The organism is Falsiroseomonas bella, from assembly GCF_003173615.1.
In the GTDB taxonomy this organism is placed as follows: domain Bacteria; phylum Pseudomonadota; class Alphaproteobacteria; order Acetobacterales; family Acetobacteraceae; genus Falsiroseomonas; species Falsiroseomonas bella.
Genome location: NZ_QGNA01000001.1, coordinates 392,235 through 415,179, shown reverse-complemented (window position 1 = coordinate 415,179; position 22,945 = coordinate 392,235). Strand labels below are relative to the sequence as shown.

At 74.5% G+C, this 22,945-nt stretch carries 10 protein-coding genes and 1 tRNA gene; 7 read left to right on the top strand and 4 right to left on the bottom strand.

Annotated elements, in window-relative coordinates; genetic code table 11:
* Positions 1-11 precede the first annotated feature (11 nt).
* From DFH01_RS01835 to DFH01_RS28605, 3 genes are all read left to right on the top strand, one after another.
* Positions 12-9,461: a two-partner secretion domain-containing protein gene (locus DFH01_RS01835; protein ID WP_158287577.1), complete on the top strand. Its 9,450-nt coding sequence runs from the start codon at positions 12-14 to the stop codon at positions 9,459-9,461.
* A complete protein-coding gene (locus tag DFH01_RS01830) occupies positions 9,461-12,466 on the top strand; it encodes a CHAT domain-containing protein (RefSeq protein WP_109868691.1) in 3,006 nt (1,001 codons plus the stop codon). The genes DFH01_RS01835 and DFH01_RS01830 overlap by 1 nt, the downstream gene beginning before the upstream one ends.
* Positions 12,467-12,559: 93 nt before the next feature.
* Entirely contained in the window at positions 12,560-15,340 is a 2,781-nt protein-coding gene (locus DFH01_RS28605) for a serine/threonine-protein kinase (protein WP_233255920.1), read from the top strand.
* Positions 15,341-15,371: 31 nt separating this feature from the next.
* Here the strand turns inward: DFH01_RS28605 and DFH01_RS01820 are convergent.
* The 4 genes from DFH01_RS01820 to DFH01_RS01805 form a co-directional block, all read right to left on the bottom strand.
* A tRNA-His gene (locus DFH01_RS01820) sits at positions 15,372-15,444 on the bottom strand.
* Positions 15,445-15,488: 44 nt separating this feature from the next.
* Positions 15,489-16,565 carry a WD40/YVTN/BNR-like repeat-containing protein gene (locus DFH01_RS01815; RefSeq protein ID WP_109868690.1) on the bottom strand — a complete coding sequence of 359 codons (1,077 nt, stop codon included), beginning with the start codon at positions 16,563-16,565 and terminating at the stop codon, positions 15,489-15,491.
* Positions 16,566-16,567: 2 nt separating this feature from the next.
* On the bottom strand, positions 16,568-16,837 hold the full coding sequence (locus DFH01_RS01810; RefSeq protein WP_109868689.1) for a MoaD/ThiS family protein: 270 nt from the start codon (positions 16,835-16,837) through the stop codon (positions 16,568-16,570).
* A gap of 100 nt (positions 16,838-16,937) precedes the next feature.
* On the bottom strand, positions 16,938-18,134 hold the full coding sequence (locus DFH01_RS01805; protein ID WP_109868688.1) for an aminotransferase: 1,197 nt from the start codon (positions 18,132-18,134) through the stop codon (positions 16,938-16,940).
* Between the two features lie 317 nt (positions 18,135-18,451).
* Between DFH01_RS01805 and DFH01_RS01800 the strand changes: the two genes are divergently transcribed.
* From DFH01_RS01800 to DFH01_RS01785, 4 genes are all read left to right on the top strand, one after another.
* Positions 18,452-18,790 (top strand): P-II family nitrogen regulator, encoded by a 339-nt coding sequence (locus DFH01_RS01800; RefSeq protein ID WP_109868687.1) that lies wholly within the window; start codon positions 18,452-18,454, stop codon positions 18,788-18,790.
* A gap of 193 nt (positions 18,791-18,983) precedes the next feature.
* Positions 18,984-20,423 (top strand): type I glutamate--ammonia ligase, encoded by a 1,440-nt coding sequence (glnA, locus tag DFH01_RS01795; RefSeq protein ID WP_109868686.1) that lies wholly within the window; start codon positions 18,984-18,986, stop codon positions 20,421-20,423.
* Between the two features lie 193 nt (positions 20,424-20,616).
* A complete protein-coding gene (locus tag DFH01_RS01790; RefSeq protein ID WP_109868685.1) occupies positions 20,617-21,639 on the top strand; it encodes a substrate-binding domain-containing protein in 1,023 nt (340 codons plus the stop codon).
* The gene (locus DFH01_RS01785; protein WP_109868684.1) at positions 21,636-22,916 is read left to right on the top strand and encodes an extracellular solute-binding protein; all 1,281 of its coding nucleotides are present in this window, start codon (positions 21,636-21,638) and stop codon (positions 22,914-22,916) included. Before DFH01_RS01790 ends, DFH01_RS01785 begins: the two co-directional genes overlap by 4 nt.
* Positions 22,917-22,945: the final 29 nt, after the last annotated feature.

Genomic DNA, 22,945 nt, shown 5'->3' with positions numbered 1-22,945 from the left:
GGGGCGCGGTGGTGCGGCTGCGCCGCCGCGCGCTGCTGGCCAGCACCGCGCTGCAGGCCGGCTTCGCGATCGGCTTCGCGATCCCCGCCGCGGCGCAGCCGGCGCCCAATGCCGGCCCGCAGGGCGGCGCCGTGGTGGCGGGGCAGGCCAGCATCGCCCGCCAGGGCAACGCCACCACCATCACCCAGTCCACCGACCGCGCCGCCATAGACTGGCGGACCTTCGATGTCGGGCGCGACCACACGGTGCGCTTCCAGCAGCCCGGCGCCTCCTCGATGACGCTGAACCGCGTCACCACGCCGCGGCCTTCGGAGATCGCCGGGCGCATCCAGGCCAATGGCGGCGTCGTGGTGATCAACGGCGCCGGCGTGCTGTTCCATCGCGGCGCACAGGTGGAGGCGCAGAGCTTCGTCGCCTCCACCGCCGACACCACCAATGCCGCCTTCATGGCGGGCAGGCTGCGCTTCGACCGTCCGGGGCAGCCCGGCGCCCGCGTCGAGAACCGCGGCGAGATCACGGTGCGCGAAGCCGGTCTGGCGGCGCTGGTCGCGCCCGGCGTGGCGAATTCCGGCACGATCCGCGCCCGCCTCGGCACCGTGGTGCTGGCCGGCGCGGAGACGCACACGCTCGACCTGCATGGCGACGGGCTGGTCGCCTTCGACGTGACGGGCCAGGTGCGGACCGCGCCCCGCGGCGCCGATGGCCAGCCGGCGCAGGCGTTGGTGACCAACACCGGCGTGGTGGTCGCCGAGGGCGGCACCGTGCTGATGACGGCGCGCGCGGCCGATGGCGTTGTGCAGCAGCTCGTCTCGGCCGGCGGCACGATCCGCGCCGACAGCAGTGGCAGCCGCACCGGCAGCATCGAGATCGCCGGCGTCGGCGGCGGCATCCGCATCCACGGCACGGTCGCCGCGGAGGGCGCGCGCCCGGGCGAGCGCGGCGGCACCGTGGTGGCGCGGGCGAGCGGCGATGTCGAACTCGCCCCCTCCGCGCGTGTCTCCGCCTCCGGCGTGGCGGGCGGCGGCACGGTCGCGATCGGCACCACGGCGGCGCGTGCCCGTGCGCAGGGCGGCGGCGTGCCCGCGGATGCGGCAGCGCGTGTGCGCGTGGCCGAAGGCGCCGAGGTGCGCGCCGATGCGACGCAGGCCGGCAATGGCGGCCGGATCGCCTTCATCGGCCGCCAGGCCGTCGCCATGGCCGGCAAGGTCAGCGCGCGCGGCGGCCCGAAGGGCGGCGATGGCGGGCAGGTGGAGGTCTCGGCCGATCGCGGCCTGGCGATCACCGGCGGGGTGGACGCGCTGGCGCCGGCCGGGAAGGCGGGGACGCTGCTGCTCGATCCGCTCAACCTGCACATCGTCGGCGCCATTCCCGATCCGCCGAATGTCGAGCAGCCGACCAGTCCCACGTCGCCGCAGGTCGGCGCCGGCGATGCCGCGCCGGGCGGCGGCGACGACGGCTACCTGCTGGCCAGCACCGTCACGGCGCTGCTCGGCGGCGGCAATGTGCGGCTCGAGGCGGGGAACGACCTGACCGTCTCCGAGGCATTCGGCTTCTCGGCCAATGCCAATTCCCTCACGCTCGCGGCCGGCAACAGCGTGGTGGTCAATCAGGCGATCACCCTGCAGGGCGACGTGATCCTGCTTGCCTCCGATCCCGCCATCCCGGGGGCGACCGCGACGGGGCAGGTGCAGGTCAATGCCGCGATCGCCTCCACCGCGGGCTCGGTCCTGCTCCGCGCCTTCGGCGATGCGGGGCAGGTCGCCTTCGGTCCCGGCGGCACGGCGCAGGCGGCGGAGCGCGTGACGCTGGTGGCGAACGGCATGGCCCTGCCGAGCGCAGCGGGAGCGATCCAGGCACCCGCTGTCGAGATCAGCCCCAATGCGGGCCGCGCGCTGTCCTTCGGCGCGGGCGCCGCCTCCGGCCTCGCCTTGCCGGACCTCGCGGGCGTGCAGGCGGGGACGCTGCGGCTGGGGGCGGCAACCTTGTCCGGCGGCGCGCCGACGACGCTGGCGGGCAGCGCCCGTCTCGCCGGCGCCCTGTCGCTGTCCGGCGTCGATCTCGATCTGCGCGCCACCGGCGCGGTGACGCAGGACGCGGCCCTCGGCCTCTCGGGCGGCATGCTCAGGGCGGAGGCCGGGAGCATCCGGCTCGACAACGCATCCAACGCGATCGCCAGCCTCGGCCCGCTCACGGCGACCGCCGGCGACCTCACGCTCGTGACCGCCGGCGCGCTGACGGCGCAGGACGCCATCGGCGCGACCGGCACGGCCACGCTGCGGGCGGGCGGAACGCTGACCCTGGGAGCCGGCGGCTCGATCGGCGGCGCGGCCGTCTCGCTGCGCGCCGGCGCCGGGGGCATGGCCCTGGCCGGCGGCATCGCCACGCCCGGCACGCTGGAACTCGCCACGACGGGTGCGGTCGGCGGCGATGGGGTGATCTCCGCCGGGCTGCTGGCGGGCGCGGTCGGCTCCCTGTCGCTCGGCGGGACGACGCCGGCGGCGATTGCGGCCATCGGCGACCTGACGGTGCGCGGCGCCTTCGACCTCCGCGCCGCCGGCCCGCTGGCCGTGACGGGCGGGCTGCGGGCGGCGCTGCTGACCGATGGGGCGCTGAGGCTTGAACTCGCCTCCGGCGCGCTGACCGCGGATGGCGTGATCGCCACCGGCACCGCGGGCGTCACCGGCGGGGAGATCGCCCTCGTCGCGCCGGGCGGCGTGACGCTGAGCGGCACCGTGCGGGCGCGCAGCTCGGCCGGCAGCGACGGGGATATCAGCATCGCCGCGAGTGGCGGCGTGATCCGGCAGACCGCCGGCAGCGTGGTGGCGGCGCGCAACCTGACCCTGGCCGGCGCCGAGGGCATCGTGCAGGCGGGCGGCACGCTGGACGCGCTGCGCCTCGATGCGGCGACGAGCGCGGCGGGGGCGGCCATCGAGCTCGGCGGCGCCAATCGCCTCGATGCGCTGGGCTCGGTCAGCGCCGCCGGCAGCCTCGGCGTGAACAATGCCATCGCGCTCGCCCTGGCCGGCCCCGTGCGGGCGGGCCAGGCGCCGGCCGGCGCGCCCGACGGCACACTGGCGGAGCTGCGCATCGCGGCTGAGGGGGCCATCGCGGTCACCGGGACGATCGCGGCGGGGCAGGCGGGCGGCGGCGGTGCGCCGGCGGTGGCCGGCATCGTCCTGCTGCAATCGAGCGACGGTGCGCAGCGCAGCGGCGCGGCCTCCGCCGCGGCGATCGACGTGGCGCCCGGCGCCGCCATCACGGCCGAGCGCAGCGGCGGGCGCGGCGGCGAGGTGACGCTCGGCGCGACCTCCACGCTGCCCGGCGGTGGCGCGGTCACGATCCGCGCGCCGCTCGCCGTGCCCATGGGCGGCGGCATCGCCGTGACGGCGAATGCGGTGACGATCGGCGGCGGCGCCGGCGCCGGCGCCGGGGCGCTGGTGGCGCCGTCGGGGCACATCGCGCTCACCACCGATGCGCTGGTGCTGGAGGGCATGCCCGCCGCGGGAGCCAATCTCGTGGCCTCCGGCGGCACCATCACGATCGCGCAGCGCAGCGCCGCAGTCGGCGTCTCGCTCGGCGGTGCCGCGCCGGGCCTGGCGCTCGACGCCGACGCGCTGACGCGCATCGTCGGCGACACCCTGCAGGTCGGCCGGGCGGATGGCGGCGCGGTGACGATCAATGGCGCGGCCGCGCTGCCGAGCGTGGAGACCCTCCGCCTGCTGAGCGGCGGCGACCTCTCAGCGACGGTCGGCGGCACGCTGCAGGTGAACCGGCTGACCGCCGCGATCGGCGGCACCATCGCACTCGATACGCCCGGCGGGCCGCATCAGGTCGGCACGATCGGCGCGCTGTCGGCGGGCGGCAGCCTGGCCTTTCGCGGCCAGGGCGACCTGGTCGTGGATGGCGCGGTGCAGGGTGGGCCGTCCGTCGCGCTGGCCACCGGCCCGGGCGGCAGCCTGACGCTGCAAGGCGGCGGCTCGGTGACGGCCGCCGCGGCCGGGGTCTTGACGCTGCAGGCGGACCAGGTGGCGCTGGGCGGGCCGGTGAGCACGCCGGGCGGGCACATCGAGATCCTGCCGGCCACCTCCGGGCGCACGATGACGCTCGGCGGCACCGGCGGCCTCTCCCTCCAGCAGGGCGATCTCGACCGGCTCTCGGCGGCGACGCTGCTGCTCGGCGGGCGCGAGGCCGACACGGCGCAGGCGGGCGATCTCTCCGTCGCGGCCGCGGTGGATCTGTCGGGGCGCGTGGACCGGCTGAGATTGCGGCTGCAGGGCGTCGCGGCGGATGCGGGCGGCGGCACGGGCATCCGCGTGGGGCGCCTGGGCAATACCGCGGCGGGAAGCGCGCCCGACGTGGCGGGCCTCTCGCTGCTCGGGACCGGCAATGCCATCGGCGCGGTGGATGCGTTCCGCAGCGGCGGCGGCTTCGCGCTGCAGAGCGCCGTGCCGCTGAGCCTGATCGGGCCGATCGAGGCCGCGGGCGCCTTGGCCGTCACCGGCACCGGCACGGGCGCGAATGCGCTGCGCGTCACCGGCAGCATCGCCTCGGGCACGTCGGGCGGCGCGGCCTCCGGCACGGCCGGCCCGCTGACGCTGGAGACGACGCAGGGCGGGCTGGTGGTGGCGGGCGGCAGCGTGCTGCGCTCGCGCAACGGTGGCCTGACGATCCATGGCGCGAGCTCCGGCACCGGCGGCCTGACGACGATCGCCGCCGGGGCGAATGTGAGTTCCGCGAGCCAGGCCACGATCCGCGGCGATGCGGGCCTGTTCATCGCCGGCACCGTCAGCGGGCCGGGTGGCGTGCAGCTGCGAGCCACCGCGCCCGGCACGGGCCCGGCCTTCACCCTTGCCGCGACGGGCAGCGTGACGAGTCCGGCCGGCGACATCGGGCTGAGCATCGGCGGCATCGGCAGCGCGACGCTGGACGGCACGCTGGCGGCGACGAACGGGCGCCTGGTTCTGGATGGGGGCGTGGTGTCGGGCCGGGGTCCGGTGCGCGTGGAGACGGTGACGGGCAGCGCGCGCGCGCTGTCGCTGACCGGCACGGCCAACCGCATCGGCGCGCTCGAGGCGCTGGGCACGAGCACGGGCGGGATCACGGTGAGTTCGCTCGATCCTCTGACGGTTCGTGGCGTGGTGCAGGCGGCCGGCCCGGTGACGCTGAGCGCCGCCGCGCTGACCGTCGCCTCCGGCGCGCTGCTGTCGGCGCCCGGTAGCGCGATGAGCCTGACGGCGAACACGATCCAGGCCGATGGGCGCGTGGAGGCGGCGAGCCTCACCGGCCGCGCGACGGGCGGGCCGGCACGCTTCGCGCATGCCGCGAATGCGGTGGCGACGCTTGGCGACTTCAGCGCGGGCACGAGCTTCCTCTATCGCGGTGCCGCGGCGCTGACGGTCGCGGGCACCGTGGTGGCGCCGGCCGGCGTGACGATCGCGACCACGGCCGCGGGCGCCGACGCGCTGCGCCTGTCCGGCAGCGCCACCGCGGCGTCCGGCCCGGTGTCGCTGGAGGTGCCGAATGGCCGGCTGCGGCTGACGGGCAACGCGACGGCCGGCACCGCGATGACGCTGCTGGCCGGGCAACTGTCGCAGGAGGCCGGCCTTGCGCGGGGCGCGAGCCTGCAGGCGACCATCGGCGGGGCGGCGACGCAGGCGGCAGGCGCCACGCTGCGCAGCACGGCGACCGATGCGGCGCTGACGGCGGCGAGCTTCGACCTCGCTGGCACGCTGGATGCGGCGCGCGATCTGCGCCTGACGGCGACGGGTGGCGACGGCGTTCTCTCCGCGACGACGACGGCGGGGCAGGACGCGATCATCGCGGTGACCGGCGGCGGCTTTGCGTTGTCCGGGGCGCTCGCCGCGGGCCGCGATGTCAGCGCGACGGCGAGCGGCGATGTCGGCGTCGCGGCGGCGCTGACGGCGGGCACGGGCACGGCGACGCTGGTCGCTACCTCCGGTGCGCTGACGCTTTCGAACGATGTGACGGCCGCCAGCGCGGTGACGCTGCAGGCCGGCGCCGGGATCGCGCAGGCCTTGGGCACGGTGCAGGGCGCCTCGGTCGAGGCGACGGCGGGCGGCGCGGCGACGCAGGCGGCGGGCGCCACGATGGTGGCGACCGCGACCGACATCGCCGTGACCGCGGCGAGCTTCGACCTCGCTGGCACGCTGGATGCGGCGCGCGATCTGCGCCTGACGGCGACGGGTGGCGACGGCGTTCTCTCCGCGACGACCACAGCAGGTCAGGACGCGATCATCGCGGTGACCGGCGGCGGCTTTGCGTTGTCCGGGACGCTCGCCGTGGGCCGCGACGTCAGCGCGACGGCGAGCGGCGATGTCGGCGTCGCGGCGGCGCTGACGGCGGGCACGGGCACGGCGACGCTGGTCGCTACATCCGGTGCGCTGACGCTTTCGAACGATGTGACGGCCGCCGGCGCGGTGACGCTGCAGGCCGGCGCCGGGATCGCGCAGACCGTAGGCACGGTGCAGGGCGCTTCGATCGAGGCCACGGCCGGCGCGGCGGCGACGCAGGCCGGCGGAGCAACGCTGCGCAGCACGGCGACGGACATCGCCATCACCGCGGTGAGCTTCGATCTGGCCGGCACGCTGGATGCGGCGCGCGACGTGATGCTCACAGCGACCTCGGGCGGCGCGCGGCTTGCCGGCATCGTCACCGCAGACCGATCCATCGCTGTCGAGGCCGCCGACGGCATCGTGCAGACCGGCAGCATGGATGCCGGCTGGACCATGTCGCTGACCGCGCAGGATGGCGACATCGAGATCGCCGGCAGCCTCGCGACCGGCGGCAGCCCGTTCCACCTGCTCGACATCGCCGCGACGCGCGGCAGCATCCGTCTCACCGGCGACATCGACGCGGGCTTCAATGCCGCGGTGATGACTGCCGGCACCGACATCGTGCAGAGCGCCGGCAGTGTCGTGGGCCACAGCGTGAGCCTGAAGGCGGACGGCGCGGTGACGCAGACGGCAGGGCTTCTGCACGCCACGGGCGTTGCATCGCCCGCCTCCACCTTCCTCGGCATCGAGGCCGCGCGCTTCGACCTGGCCGGCACGCTGGAGGCCGCTTCCGGCATCTCCGCCGTCGCGCTGAGCGGGCCCGGCGTCATCTCAGGCACGGTCACCGCCGGTGGCAATCTCAGCGCCGACGCGGTCGCCGGGACGCTCACCCTGAGCGGCACGCTGAGCAGCCTGAACCAGGGGATCTTCGCCGGCGCGGCCGGGATCACGCAGTCGGGCTCCGTCACCGCGGTCGACAGCCTTTCCTTCGTTGCCACCTCCGGCTCTGTCACGATCGGCGGGACGGTGCGCAGCGGCGACGTGTTCCTGGGCGCCGGTGGCGACATCCGGGTCACCGGCGAGGTCCGCGCGAGCGGCGAGTTGTCGCTCCAGGCGGCCGGCGCGATCGAGGCACCCGGCCTGCTCGTCGCCGACCGCCTCTTCGGCAGCGCGGGCGGCGGCGCGACGATGACTGGCGACAACCTGATCGCGGAACTCGGCGGCTTCCGCGCGGGCGGCGACCTGACGCTGCGCAACGCGCAGCCGCTGACCGTGCTCGGCGCGGCGACCGCGGGCGGCACGATCGGCATTGAGACGCGCGGCGCGCTGACCTTCGCCACCATCTTCGGCGATGTCGCGCTGGATGCGCCCGCGATCCGCCTCGATGCCGGCGCGATCCTGCAGAGCAGCGGCATCCTGCGCACCGGCGCGCTGGACGCGCGCGCGACCGGCGATATCCTGCTTGCGCTTCCCACCAACCGCATCCCGCTGCTGACCGCGCGCGCCGGCGGCGACCTCACCCTGGTCACCGAGACCGCGCTGACGCTGAACGGCCCGGTGACCGCGGGCGGCGCGCTTTCGCTGACGGCCAGCGACACGATCACCGTGCCGGCGGGTATCCAGGCCAGCGCCGGCACGACGATGACGCTGAGCGGCGCGGCGCTGGATCTCTCCGGCGAGATCTCGGCGCAGGACCTCGGCTTCGACGCGACCTCCGGCGACATCGCGCAGCGCGCGGGCAGCATCGCCTGGACCGGCACGGCGGCGATGAACGCGCCGGGCGCGCTTTCGCAAAGCGGCGGCGCGCTGCTCGGCGGGCCGGATGCGCTGCTCACTGGCAGCGCGGGCGGGGCGATCGATCTCGCGGCCGGCGGCAACCGCCTGCCGCGCCTCGGCCCGCTCGATGCCGGGCAGCAGATCACCGTCGCGAGCCTCGGCGACACCACCGTGGTGGGCGCGCTCGCCGCCGCGGGCGGGCCGCTGACGCTGGCGACGGAAGGCTCGCTGACCATCCAGCCGGTGTCGCTGACGGCAACCGCGGCCACGCTCACGGCCGGCGGCGACATCGCGCAGCAGGCGGGCGGCAGCCTGGCGGTGCCCGGCGCGGTGGCAGTGACCGCGACGGGCAACGCCGCGCTCGACGGCAGCGTCACCGGCGCGACGATCACGGTCACCACTGGCCTGGCCACAAGCCAGCAGGCCAGCGGCAGCATGATCGCCACCGGCCCGCTGACGGTCACCGCCGGCACGGACATCGCGCTGGACGGCGTCGTGATCGGCAATCCCGTCACGCTGAATGCCGGTCGCAACCTGTCGCAGGCCGTGACCGGCCGCCTGACGACGACGACGCTGACGCTCGGCATCGGCGGCGACGCCGGCTTCGCAGGCGGGATCACCGCGGACCTGCTCACCGGCACCATCGGCGGCGCGCTGCTGGCGGACGGGCCGGAGATGCGCATCGGATTGCTGCGCGACATCGCGGCGGGGCGGAGCCTGATCCTCGTGAACGACCAGGCGCTGCAGGTGGAGGGCAGCATCGCCGCGCCCTCGCTGATCGTCTACGCCGCGGGCCCGCTGACGATCGGCAATGTCGCGCTGAACACGTCGGGCGTTCCCTATGTCGAGCCGCCGCCCGGGCCGCTCGCGATCAGCCGCCTGCCCGAGCCCATCCCCGGCACGCCCGGCGCGGTGTTCGGAACCGGCGCGCCGCGGCTCGATGTCGGCACGCTCACGGTCACGCCGCTCGGCACGCCGAACGCGACGCTGGCGCTGCGCCTGCCGGAGAGCGGCGGGGCGCTGACGATCTCGGATATCCTGCAGGCGCCGACCACGGACGTCACCTTCGACCTCGGCACCGGCGGCAACGCGACAGGGCGGATCAATGTGCGCAACCTGACCGTGCTCGGCGTCGGCGGCACGGCGGTGCTGGAAGGCACGGTGCGCGGGCTGGAAGGCACGGCGGCCGCCTCCGTCTCGGTGATCGGCCCGCAGGTCGAGCCTGACTACCAGATCAACGAATGCCCCGTCGGCGCGGTGAACTGCGTGCTCCTGATCGTGCAGATCCCGGTGGTCACCGATCCGCTGAAGGAACTCGGCGTCACCACCACGCCCGACGACCAGGACGACATGGACATCTATGTCCCGAACGTGGCGGAGCGGGACTTCTGATGCGCGCGGCCGCCGCCCTGCTGCTGCTGGTTCTCGGCGCCTGCAACGCGCCGCCGCCCTCCGCCTTCGTCGGCGGCGGCGGCGCGGAAGGCGAGCCGGTCGGCAACAACACGGTGGGCGAAGCCTGCACGCAGCAGCGCCACGCGGACCGCTCGGCCGACATCTATTGCGGCAGCTGGCAGCAGCCGAGTGGGCGGGTGCGCCCCGCCGGCGCCGGCGGCGCGGCGGAGATGCAGGCGCTCGCCACCTCCGGCCCCTGGCGGGCGGGGCTGGATTCGCGCTTCGCCTGCGGCGCGCCGCGCGGCACGACGATCCTGGGCGATGCGCCGGCGCTGCTGATGGAGTGCACGCGCCGCGCCGGCGGCTGGCCCTATGTCGCGCTCGTCGCCTCGGTCGGCGGCACGGCCTGGCTGGCGGATGGCGTGCTGCCCGCCCTGCCGGCGATGGAACGCGCGATCGGGCAGGCGACGGGCCGGCTGCGCGCGGAAGGTGCCGCGGCGCCGGCCTCGGGCGCCGAGGCGCTGATGGCCGAAAGGCTCGCCGCGCGCGCCTTCGGATCGAACGACATCGGCACCTATGAGGCGCTGATGCAGGCCGGCACGCGCGCTAACCAGGCGGAGAACGCGGCGGCGGCCGAGACCGCCTATCGCGCCGCGCTCGGCGTGCAGGAACGTGCGCTCGGCAAGGACGATCCGGCGCTGGCGAACACGCTGGCGCTCCTGTCGCTTCAATTGTCGAACCAGGGCCGCTACCCGGCCGCGGAGGAGGCGCTGGACCGCGCCGATGCGCTGGCCCGCCGCCCCGGCGCCGAGGAGGGGCTGACCGCCCGCATCGCGCATTATCGCGCGCTGCACCTGCTGAACCTCGACCGCAACGCCGATGCGCTGGTGTTGCTGGACCAGGCCGCGGCCGACTACGCGCGGCTGCTGCCGCCGGCCATGCTGGCGGCGCGCCCCGCGCCGCGCACCCTTGCCGACACCTTCTCCGGCGGCGAGATGCTGGCGAGCCCGCAGACGCGCTCCGCGCTGCTCGGCCTGGTCGAGGTGCGACGCTACCGCTCCATCGCGCTGCGTGGCCTCGACCGCGTTCCGGAAGCGGACGAGGCGCTGCGCAGTGCCGCGACGCTCGCCCGGGCCAACCGCGTGGCGCTGCCGCTGGTCTCCGCCCGCATCAGCCGCGCGGTGGCCATGGCGGACGCGCAGCGCGGCGATTCGGCGGAAGCGGCCACGGCGCTGTCGCAGGCCGCCGCAGCCTTCGCGCGCGGCATGCCCGGCACGCGGCCGGTGGCGCGCACGCAGCTGCTGCGCGCCGACATGCTCTCCCGCCTCGATCGGCCGATCCAGGTGATCGGGGCCTGCCGCAGCGCGATTGCCGTGCTGACCCTGCTGCGCTCGGGCGTGGAGGCGGAACTGCTGGAACCCTGCCTCGCCGCCTATGCCGAGGAGGCGCGGCGCGATCCCGGCGCGAGCCAGGCGCTGCTGGCCGAGATGTTCGCCGCCGCGCAGCTCGCGCAGTCCGGCCTGACCAGCCGGCAGATCGACCAGGCGACGGTGCGGCTGGCCGATGGCGCGCGCAATCCCGGCGCCGGTGAGGCGATCCGGCGCTACCAGGATGCGCAGAACGCGCTCGGCGACCTGCTGCGCGAGCGCGACGAGATCGCCGCCGGCGGCGGCGGGCGCGGCAGCGCGACGGAGGCGCTGGATCGGCGCATCGCCGATGCGCGCACCGCGCTCGCCGAGGCCGACGACGCGCTGCAGGCCGCGGCGCCGCGCTATGGCCAGCTGGTGCAGCAGGCGACGAGCGCGGCCGATGTGCTGGCGGCGCTGCGCCCGGGCGAGGCCTTCGCGAGCGTGGTGCTCACCGGCCGCAGCGGCTGGACCTTCGTGCTGCGCGAGGGCCGCATCGCTGCGGCGCCGGTGCCGGGCGGGGAGGCGCGGATCGGCGGGCTGGTGCGGCGCGTGCGCGCCAGCATCGAGCGCACCGGCCCCGGCCTGCCGCGCTTCGACACCACGGCCGCGGCCGAGCTCTATAGTGCGACGCTCGGCGCGCTCGGCCCGGCGCTGGAAGGCGCCACCGCGCTGTCGGTCGCGCCGAGCGGCCCGCTGCTGGCGCTGCCCTTCGAGGTGCTGCTGACCGGCCCGGCCGATCCGGACAGGCTCTCGGCCGCGCCCTTCCTCGCGCGGCGCTTCGCCATCGCGCATGTGCCCGCGGCGGCGAATTTCGTCGGCCTGCGCCGGCTGGAGGGCTCGCGCGCGACGCGGCCCTGGTTCGGCTTCGGCGATTTCCGCCCGCCCTCCCGCGCCCAGGCGGCGCGCAGCTTCCCCGCCGACAGTTGCGCCGAGAGCGCGACGCTGTTCGCGAACCTGCCGCCGCTGCCCTCCGCCACGCGGGAACTGGAAGCGGCGCGGCAGTTGCTGCAGGCGGGGCCGCAGGACCGGCTGCTCGGCCCGGCCTTCACCGCCGATGCGGTGCGGCGCGCGGCGTTGCGCGACTACCGCGTGCTGCATTTCGCCACGCACGCCGTGCTGCCTTCCGAGATCGCCTGCCAGCCGGAGCCGGCGATCCTGGCCTCCACGCCACCGAATGCGCCGGATGCCGCGCCGGCGCTGCTGACCGCCTCGGCGATCGTCAACCTGGATCTCGACGCGGACCTGGTGATCCTCTCGGCCTGCAATTCCGGCGGCCCGGCCGGCTCGACCGCCGGTGAGAGCCTGTCGGGCCTGGCGCGTGCCTTCTTCTACGCCGGCGCGCGGTCGCTGCTGGTGACGCATTGGGCGGTCGACGACCGTATGGCGGCCTATCTCGTCGCCAAGACGCTGGGCGAGATGCGCGGCGGGCGCGGCCCGTCGCAGGCGCTGCAGGCGGCGCAGCTCTCGATCCTGAACGACGCCGGGCGCGGCCTGCCGGAACAGGCGGCGCATCCCTTCTTCTGGGCGCCCTTCGCGGTGATCGGCGAGGGCGGGGCGGTGCGCCCGGTTTCCGTCGCCGATGCTTCGCGCCTATGATGACGGCGTGACGACCGAATCGCGCCTGCGTGGAAGTGCCGGGAAGGCAGGGCGCCGCGCAGACCGCGGCGCGGCGCGGGCGCGGCGCGCGGCATGATCGAGCCCGGCGGCAATCTCGGCAAATACGAGCTCCGCAGCACGCTCGGCCGCGGTGCGATGGGCGTGGTGTACGAGGGCTGGGACCCCGTCATCGCCCGGCGCGTCGCGATCAAGACGGTGCGCCTGCCCGCCGAGGACGACACCGACGCGCAGGAGGAACTGGCCCGCTTCCGGCGGGAGGCGCAGGCGGCCGGCCGGCTGACGCATCCGAACATCGTCGGCGTCTACGACTACGGCGAGGATCGTGGCGTCGCCTACATCGTCATGGAGTTCGTGGACGGCCCGACGCTGAAGAGCCTGCTCGACCGGCAGGAGCGGATGGCGCTGCCGCAGGTGGTGCGCGTGATGGAGGAGGTGCTGGCGGGGCTGGCCTTCAGCCATGCGCGCGGCATCGTCCATCGCGACATCAAGCCCGCGAACGTCATGCTCACCTCCGAGGGCCAGGCGAAGCTCGCCGATTTCGGCATCGCCCGGATCGAGAGCAGCAGCATGACGCAGGCCGGCACGGTGATGGGCACGCCGGCCTACATGTCGCCCGAGCAGTTCATGGGCCAGACGGTGGATGCCCGCACGGACATCTACTCCGCGGGCGTGCTGCTCTATCAGCTGCTGACCGGCGAGCGCCCCTTCGAGGGCGGCATGGCCGCGATCATGCACAAGGCGCTGAACACGGAGGCGCCGAAGCCCTCCGACCTGTCGGTGACGGCGCCGCCCGCGCTGGACGCGGTGGTGGCGCGCGCCATGGCGAAGCGGCCGGATGGCCGCTTCCCGAATGCCGAGGCCTTCGCCGTGGCGCTGCGCGCCGCGCTGGCCGCGCCGGCGCCGTCGGTCGAGGCAACGATGATCGCCGCGCCGGGCATGGCGGAGCGCTCGGTCGAGGCGACGATGATCGCATCGTCGGCCGCCCCCCCGGCACCGACCGCGACAGTCCCGACCGCGCCGGCCCCGCCGCCCGTGGCCGCCCCCGCGCCGGCCGCCACCCCCACGCCGCGGCAGGGCGCCCCGATCGGCGCAATCGCCGCAGGCGTGGCCGCGCTGGTCGCGATCGGCGGCGGCGCCTGGTTCATGCTCGGCCGCGAGGCACCGCAAGCCCCGCCGCAGGCGACGGCCGTGCAGCAGCCGCCGGCCGCACCCGCACCGCTGCCGCCGCCGATATCGGTGACTGCGCAACCGGCCCCGGCACCGGCTGCGCCGCCGCCGACGGTCGTCGCCGCGCCTGCCCCGGCGCCGAGCGCGCCCTTGCCCGCGGCACCCGCGCCGTCCCCTGCGCCGCCGGTGCCTGCCGTGACCGCGGCGCCGCCCATGCCAGCGGCGCCCGCACCGGATGTCGCGGCGGCGCCTGTGCCGGCCGTGAGCGCGCCGGCGCAGCCGGCTGCCTCGCCCGCGGCGCCTCTCCAGCCCGCCGCCGTCGCGCCTCCGGCGCCGACCGTTGCCGTCGCGCCGGACCCGGCGCCGAGCGCACCCGCCCCGATGGTGCCCGCGGCCCCGCCTGCCGCGGAGGCGGCGCCCGCAGCGGGGTCGCCGGCACGCCCTCCGGCGGAGCCGGCGCCGGCCAGCCCGGCGCCAAGCGTGGTTGCCGCGCCTGCTTCACCGGCGACCGCGGCCTCGCCCGCTGCCACCTCACCGGCCGTGCCGACAGTGGCCGTCGTGGCACCGCCGCCAGGGCCTGCGCCGCAGGCGCCGGACGCGACAGGGGCGCCGGTAACGGCCACCGTCGCACCCCAGCCAGGCCCGGCCGCCGAGGCACCAGCGCCTGCTGCGCCGCCCCCCACGGCCTCCGCTGCGCCGTCTCCGGCAGTTGTGGTCGCGCCGCCGGTGGTCGTCCCGGCACCGTCCCTAGGCCCTCTGCCACAGGCTCCCGCGCCCACGGCGGCATCCACGCCCGCGCCGAGCCCGGCCGCGCCCGAGGCGCCGGCGACCGCCAGCGTCGCGCCTCAGCCAAGCCCAGGCCCCGCGATGCCTGCGCCTGCCGTAGCCGCGCCGGCGGCGCCGCCTGCCAATGCCGGCAACCAGGCGCCACAGGTGCTGGCGCTCGGCCCCGTGCCGCCGCAGCCGCCCGTCATGCCGGCACCGGCGCAGCCTGCCGCCTTGCCGCCCGCCGCCGTCGCGCGCGCGGCGCTGGCCGCTGCGCTGCCCTCGGTGACCTGCTCCCTGGTGCATGGGACCGCGACGGCGGAACGCGTGACGCTGCAGGGCATCGTCGGCCGCGGCGCGCCGGAGCGGGCGCTGCGCGCCACGCTGGCCAGCGGTGCCGGCACCCTGCCCAGCGACTGGCGCGTGGCGACCTTCGACGCACCCTTCTGCACGGCCCTCGACACCATCCGGCCGGTGGCGCAGCCCTTCGGAACCGCGGGTGCGATGACCGTCGCGCTGGCCGGCGAGGCGACGAGGCTGCGGGACGGCGAACTGGTGACCGTTGTCGTGAACGGGCCGGACTTCCCGGCCTATGTCTACGTCTCCTTCCTCGTGCATGACGGCACGCTGGCGCATCTGCATCCGACGCCGACCGATCCCGCCCGAAGGCTGCCGGCCTTCGGCAGTCTCAGGCTTGGCGATCCGGCGATCGGCGGGCCGGCCTGGGCCGTGGGGCCGCCCTATGGGAAGGACCTGGTGATCGCCGTCGCCTCCTCCGTGCCGCTGTTCGATCGGCCGAGGCCGGACGACGAGGACACCGGCGCCTATCTGCGCGCGCTGCGCACGGCGCTGGAGCAGGCGCGGCGCCGCGGCGCGACTCTGGCGGCGGATGCCTGGCTGCTGGAGACGGTGGCGCGCTGAACCGCCGACACGCGGCGGCGATGGCGGGATGGGCGACCAACGGGACTCGAACCCGTGACATCCAGGACCACAACCTGGCGCTCTACCAACTGAGCTATGGCCGCCACACGCCTGGGCGGCGGGGTTTACGGCCCCCGGGGCTGCCCCGTCAATCGGCGAAGGCCACGGCGGCGACGGGTGGCATATGCGCCGAGAGCAGGCGCCATGTCTCGCCGCCATCGGCGCTCGACCACAGGTTCCCCGTGGTGGAGCCCATGGCGAGGCGCCGGCCGCTCCGGTCCACCGCCAGCGCGTGGCGGTACACCAGGTCGTAGCTCGGGCCTTCCGGCAGTCCGGCCGACAGGGTCTGCAGCGTCTCGCCGCCGTCGCTTGTGCGGGTGACGACCAGGCGGCCCTCCACCGGCACGCGGCATTCGTCCTTCACCGCGGGCACGAACCAGGCGGTCGCCGCATCGGCCGGATGCGCCGCGACGGCGAAGCCGAAGCGCGACGGTGCCGCGGCGGTGACCTCGGCGAAGGTCGCGCCGCCGTCCACGGATCGAAAGATGCCGTTGTGGTGCTGCGCCCACAGCACGTCGGGCTGCGCCGTGCAGGCGGCGAGCAAATGCACGTCCTGCACCAGCGGGTCGAAGGCCTGGGCAGGCGGCATGTATTCCGCGCGGAGCCCCTGGCCGCCGATGCGCCAGCTCTCGCCCCCATCCGCGCTCAGCCAGACGCCGCCGGTGGAGATCGCGATCGCGATCCGCCGCGGATCGCGCGGATCCACGCCGATGGAGTGCAGGCCGGGATCGTCATAGCCGCCGCCCACCCAGTCCCTGCGCTCCGGCAGATCCCACAGCGCCTGGCAGAGCTGCCAGCTCGCGCCGCGATCGGCGCTGCGGAACAGCGCGGCCGGCAGCGTGCCGGCCCAGAGGACGCCCGGTTCCTCGGCGCCCCCCGGCACCAGCGCCCAGATCATGTCGAGCGCCTTGGGCTTCTCGCCTTCCGCCGGCAGGGCGGGCACGGCCACTTCCTGCCAGGTCACGCCGCCATCGGAGGAGCGATGCAGCTTGGTGCCGAAATGCCCGAGGCGCAGCGCGGCGTAGAGCGTGCCGTCGCGCGGATCGGCGCAGATCGCGGAGACCGGCTCGGCCAGGAAGGCGGGCGGACCGAAGCGCCAGCCCGCGCCTTCAGGCACGCCGGTGAACAGGCCCTTGCGGGTGGCGACGAGCAGGCGCGGGGCCATTCCTATCCTCCCGAGAGGGCCTGGAAGACGAAGACCTCGTCCTCCGGCGCTAGGGCGTCGCCGAGCGTCTCGCGGTCGGCGGCGGGGCGGTCATTCACGAAGATCGTGACGTGCTTGCGCAAGCGTCCGTGCTCGTCGAGCAGGTAGGCGCGGAGCCGCGGATTGCCCGCGAAGACGGCATCCAGGGCCTCGCGCAGCGTCGCGCCGGCTGCATCCTGCGCGGGACAGTCGAGGTGGCGACGCAGGTTCGGCGTGAAGGCGATGCGCGGCATGGCGCGACGCTAGCGGAAGCGCGCCGCGCGGGCGACAAAATAGTTATCCGTTAGGTAAACTATTTAGGAGGGGCATGTCCGGGGCCGAGCCCCGGCTGTCTCAGCCCGCCGCCGCCGCCTGCGGCGCGGCGCGGCGCGCTTCCAGCCAACGCTCCATCCGTTCGAGCGCCGCGTCCAGCACCGCCTCTCCCTTGCAGAAGGCGAAGCGGACATAGTGGTTGGGCGCGTCGGGGCCGGCATAAAACGCTGTCACGGGAATCGCCGTGACCTTCGCCTCCACCGTCAGCGCGCGGCAGAAGCTGACGTCGTCGCCCGTCCAGCCGAGCGGGCGGACGTCGGTGGTGATGAAGTAGCTGCCCTGGGTCTGCAGCACGCCGAAGCCCAGCCGCGCGAGGCCGGCCGCGAGGCGGTCGCGCTTCGCCTGCAGATGCGCGGACAGGCCCGCGAAATAGGCGTCGTCCTTCATCAGCCCCACGGCGACGCCGCGCTGCAGGTTCGGCGGCGTGGTGAAGGTGAGGTTCTGGTGCGCCTTGGCGACGTTGGGCGCGAGCGAGGCGTCGCAAGTGACGTAGCCCACCTTCCAGCCGGTGAGGCTGAAGGTCTTGCCCGCGCTGCCGATGCGCATGCAGCGCTCCCGCATGCCCGGCAGGGTCATCAGCGGGATGTGCTGCCAGCCGTCGAAGGTGAGGTGCTCATAGACCTCGTCGCAGACGGCGTAGCAGTCGTGCCGGGTGACGAGCTCCGCGATGAAGGCGAGCTCGGCCGCGGTGAACACCTTGCTCGCCGGGTTCATCGGCGTGTTGAGCAGGATCGCCTTGGTCTTCGGGCCGAAGGCGGCGGCGAGCTCGGCGCGCGGCAGCTCCCATTTCGGGGGCGAGAGCCGCACGAGCTTCGGCACCGCGCCCAGCAGCTTCACCACGGGAAGATAGGTATCGTAGAGCGGCTCGATCAGCACGCATTCGTCGCCGGGGTTCAGCACCGCCATGAGGCAGGCGGTGATCGCCTCCGTCGCGCCGGAGGTGACGACGACCTCGCGCGCGGGGTCCACCTCCAGGCCGTAGAAGCGCTTGTTGGCGTGGGCGACGGCGGCGCGGAGCTCGGGCAGGCCGGTCATCGGCGGATACTGGTTGCGCCCGTCGAGCAGCGCGGCGGCCGCGGAGTGGATCACGTCGGACGGACCGTCATAGTCGGGAAAGCCCTGGCCCAGATTGATCGCACCATGCTCGACGGCCAGCGCCGACATGACGGTGAAGATCGTGGTGCCGGTGGCGGAGAGCAGGTCGTTCTGGGGCTTCACGTCGGTGTTCCAGCGTTGGCGCGGCCGGGCGGTGCCCGAGGCGGGCGGAGAATGGGGATAGCCGGGCTGCCGCGCAACGGTGGGGGATGGTTGCTGCCCGCAGATTGAGCAGTCTGCCTATCTGCGGTACAGGGTTGATGACGCGACCGCCAGAATCCCCGGCCAGTGGCGTTGCCCCTCTGGCACGAGGCATGCAAAACCGCGCCGGCCGCCGGCAGGATCGCCGGCGCCTTCGCAGCCGCGCCGCGGCGACGAGGTTCGGGAGGAGGGGTCGCAGGCTGGCGCACTGGGGCGCGGCGTGCGGAGCGACGGAGCCGATGAAGAAAATCGAGGCCATCATCAAGCCCTTCAAGCTCGACGAGGTGAAGGACGCGCTGCACGAGATCGGGCTGCAGGGCCTGACCGTGGTCGAGGCGAAGGGGTTCGGCCGCCAGAAGGGCCATACGGAGCTCTATCGCGGCGCCGAATACGTCGTGGACTTCCTGCCCAAGGTGAAGATCGAGGTGGTCTGCCCGGACGACCTGGCGGAGCGCGCGATTGAGGCGATCACCGCCGCGGCCCGCACCGGGCGCATCGGCGACGGCAAGATCTTCGTCAGCGACGTGCAGGAGGTGGTGCGGATCCGCACCGGCGAGCGCGGCGAGGAGGCGGTGTAGGCCGCAGCGGAACGCGCCTTCGCCAGGACGGCGGAGGACAGGGAAGGGCCGGCGCGGAGGAACGCGCGCGGCCCACCGGATCGCCGGGATCGCCCCGCAGGGCAGGACGGCGAGATGGGCGCGCGGCGGGGCAACCGGTCTCCGCGGCGCGGCAAACGGGACCGGAACACGCAGAGGAACAGGACCTCACACGATGGCGAAGAAGCCGGCAGCTAGCGGGGGCAATGCCGCCGTCTCCAAGGTCATGGAGATGATCAAGGAGCATAGCGTCGAGTACGTGGACTTCCGATTCACGGATCCGCGCGGCAAGTGGCAGCACACCGCGCAGCACGTCTCCACCATCGAGGAGGAGGTGTTCACCGACGGCATCATGTTCGACGGCTCCTCCATCGCCGGCTGGAAGGCGATCAACGAGTCCGACATGATCCTGATGCCGGATGCGGAATCCGCCTGCATGGATCCCTTCGCGGCGAAGCCCTCGCTGATCCTGTTCTGCGACATCGTCGAGCCCTCCACCGGGCAGATGTATTCGCGCGACCCGCGCAGCACGGCGAAGCGCGCCGAGGCCTACCTGAAGTCCACCGGCGTCGGCGACACGGCGTTCTTCGGCCCCGAGGCCGAGTTCTTCGTGTTCGACAGCGTGAAGTTCGGCGTCGGCGGCAACTACGGCATCTACCAGCTCGACAGCGTCGAGGGCCCCGGTGCGAGCCTGAAGGACTACCCCGAGGGCAACATGGGCCACCGCCCGGTGGTGAAGGGCGGCTATTTCCCGGTGCCGCCGGTCGACAGCGAGAGCGACCTGCGCGCCGAGATGCTCTCCACCATGGGCGAAATGGGCGTGGTGATCGAGAAGCACCACCACGAGGTGGCGCAGAGCCAGCACGAGCTCGGCATGAAGTTCGGCACGCTCGTGAAGATGGCCGACCACATGCAGATCTATAAGTACTGCATCCACAACGTGGCGCACAGCTACGGCAAGACCGCGACCTTCATGCCGAAGCCGATCTACGGCGACAACGGCAGCGGCATGCACGTCCACCAGTCCATCTGGAAGGCCGGCAAGCCGGTGTTCGCGGGCAACGGCTACGCCGACCTCAGCGAGATGGCGCTCTACTACATCGGCGGCATCATCAAGCACGCCAAGGCGCTGAACGCCTTCACCAACCCGCTGACCAACTCCTACAAGCGCCTGATCCCGGGCTTCGAGGCGCCGGTGCTGCTGGCCTACTCCGCCCGCAACCGCTCCGCCTCCTGCCGCATCCCCTACGCGACGAGCCCGAAGGCGAAGCGCGTCGAGGTGCGCTTCCCGGATCCGGGCGCGAACCCCTACCTGGCCTTCGCCGCGATGCTCATGGCCGGCCTCGATGGCATCAAGAACAAGATCCATCCGGGCGACGCCATGGACAAGGACCTCTACGACCTGCCGCCGGAAGAGCTGAAGGGCATCCCGACGGTGTGCGGCAGCCTCCGCGAGGCGCTGCAGTCCCTCGCCGCCGACCACGACTTCCTGCTGGCCGGCGACGTGTTCACGAAGGACCAGATCGAGTCCTACATCGAGCTGAAGTGGGGCGAGGTGTATCGCTTCGAGCACACCCCGCACCCGGTCGAGTTCGAGATGTACTACAGCGTCTGATCCCGCCTTCGGCTGGATGAGTTCCGGGGGGCCGGGCCGCGCAAGCGGCCCGGCCCTTTCGCGTTCAGGCCCCGTCAGCAACGACGCCCTTGCAACGGCTGGGCGCGTCTGCCAGTCTTCCAAAACGATTTGGAAGATTGGCCGCCAAGGCCGCGGACAGGGGAGGGGCAGGGCGCGCCGCGCCCGCATCGGCATGACCAGGCTGCGCGACCTCGCCCAGGAACTCGGCCTTTCCGCCACCACGGTCTCCCGCGCGCTGGACGGCTACCCCGACGTGGCCGAGGCAACGCGCGCGCGCGTCATGGCGGCGGCGCGGCGCGTCGGATACCTGCCCGACCCGGCCGCGCGGCGGCTTCGCCGCGGCCGTGCCGACACGGTCGCCGCCCTGATCCCCGGCGGCCCGGGCGTGGAGCTCACCGCGCTGCTGCATGCGCTCGGCACCTGTTCCGCCACGCTGGCCGAGGGCGGGCTCGACCTGATGCTCGTGCCGGCGCGCGACGAGGCCGAGGAGCGGCGGCGCCTGGCGCGCCTCGTCGCCCGCCGCGAGGCCGATGCCTTCGTGATCCTGCGCACGCGGCGCGAGGATGCGCGGGTGGACTGGCTGCTGGAACAGGGCGTGCCCTTCGTGACGCATGGGCGCACCGCCCGCGCGGCCGAGCATCCGCATATCGACGGCGACGCCTTCGCCGGCTTCCGCGACGCGCTGCGCCATCTCGCGGCGCGCGGGCATCGCCGCATCGCCCATGTCGCGGCGCCGGATTCCTTCATGTTCGGCCATCTCCGCCGCCTCGGGGCGATGGCCGGCGCGACGGAGGCGGGCATCGCGCTGAGCCTGGCGGAGGCCACGCCGGACGCCGCGGGCGGCCATGCCGCCGTGCGCCGCCTTCTGCAGCAGGGCCCGCCCCCCACCGCGCTGCTCTGCGCGACGGATGCCATCGCGATCGGCGCGGCGCATGCGCTGCGCGAGGCGGGGCTGCGGCCCGGGCACGACGTCGCGCTGTGGGGGCACGACAACATCCCTGCCGGCACCTTCCTCGATCCGCCGCTGGCCAGCATGGAAATCGCCGATCCCGACATCGGCGCGCATCTCGCGCGGCTGCTGCTGGCCGTGCTCGGCGGCGCCGATCCGGCCACGCTCGGCACGGTCCTGCCGCTGCGCCACATCCCGCGCGCGAGCCTCGATGCCACCCTGACGACCCAGGAGGAAACACCATGAAGCGACGCAGCCTTCTCGCCGCCGGCGCCGGCCTTCTCGCCGCGCCGGGCTTCGCACGCGCCCAGTCGGGCGATGTCGTGTTCCTGTCCACCCAGCTCCGCCCGGTGGAGGAGGCGACGCGGCTGCGCAACGCCATCCTGCGCCCCGCCCCGGTGCAGAGCACCTTCGTCACCGAGGAGCCGCAGAACCTGACGGTGCGGATGCGCGCCGAGGCGCAGGCCGGCCGGCGCACCGTCTCCCTCGTCGGCGCGCTGCACGGGGAGTTGCAGCCGCTGGCCGCCGACAGCCTCGACGCGCTCGACGACGTCGCGGCGCAACTGGCCGACCGCGGCATCCCGCAGAACCTGCTCGAGCTGGGCAAGCTCGGCACGGGGCAGCAGCGCTACATCCCCTGGATGCAGGCGACCTACATCATGGCCGCGCATCGCCGCGCGCTGGAATTCCTGCCGGCGGGCGCCGACATCAACGCGCTGAGCTACGACCAGCTGCGCGCCTGGGCGGCCGCGATCCAGCAGCGGACCAACCAGCGCCGCCTCGGCTTCCCCGCCGGCCCGCGCGGGCTGATGGCGCGCTTCTTCCAGGGCTATCTCTACCCCTCCTACACCGGCGGCGTGGTGCGGACCTTCCGCAGCGCGGAAGCCGAGCAGGGCTGGGCGGCGCTGAAGGCGACCTGGGCGCATGTCGCACCCGCCTCCACCACCTACAACTTCATGCAGGAGCCGCTGATGGCGGGCGAGGTGTGGATCGCCTTCGACCACGTCGCGCGGCTGATGGATGCGCTGCGCGCGGCACCCGGCGACTACGTCACCTTCCCCGCGCCCGCCGGCCCGATGGGCCGCGGCTACATGCCGGTGATCGCCGGCCTCGGCATCGCGCGCGGCGCGCCGAACCGCGCGGGCGCTGCGCAGCTGATCGAGTATCTCTCCCGCCCGGCGACGCAGCTGCGGCTGGCTGCCGAGACCGGCTTCTTCCCAGTGGTGCGCGCCGAGCTGCCGGCCGACCTGCCGCCGGCGGTGCGCCTCGCGGCCTCGGCGATCGGCGCGACGCAGTCGGCGCGCGACGCGAAGGTCTCGCTGCTGCCGGTCGGGCTCGGCGACAAGGGCGGCGAGTTCAACAAGGTCTACATGGACAGCTTCCAGCGCATCGTGCTGCGCAACGAGAACATCCGCACCGTGCTGGATGCCGAGGCCGCCAACCTGCGCGCGGTGATGAACGCAACGGCCGCGCCCTGCTGGTCGCCCGACGCGGCCTCCGACGGCGCCTGCCCGGTGGCCTGAGCAGGAGGCGCCCCGGCCCGCGCGGGCCG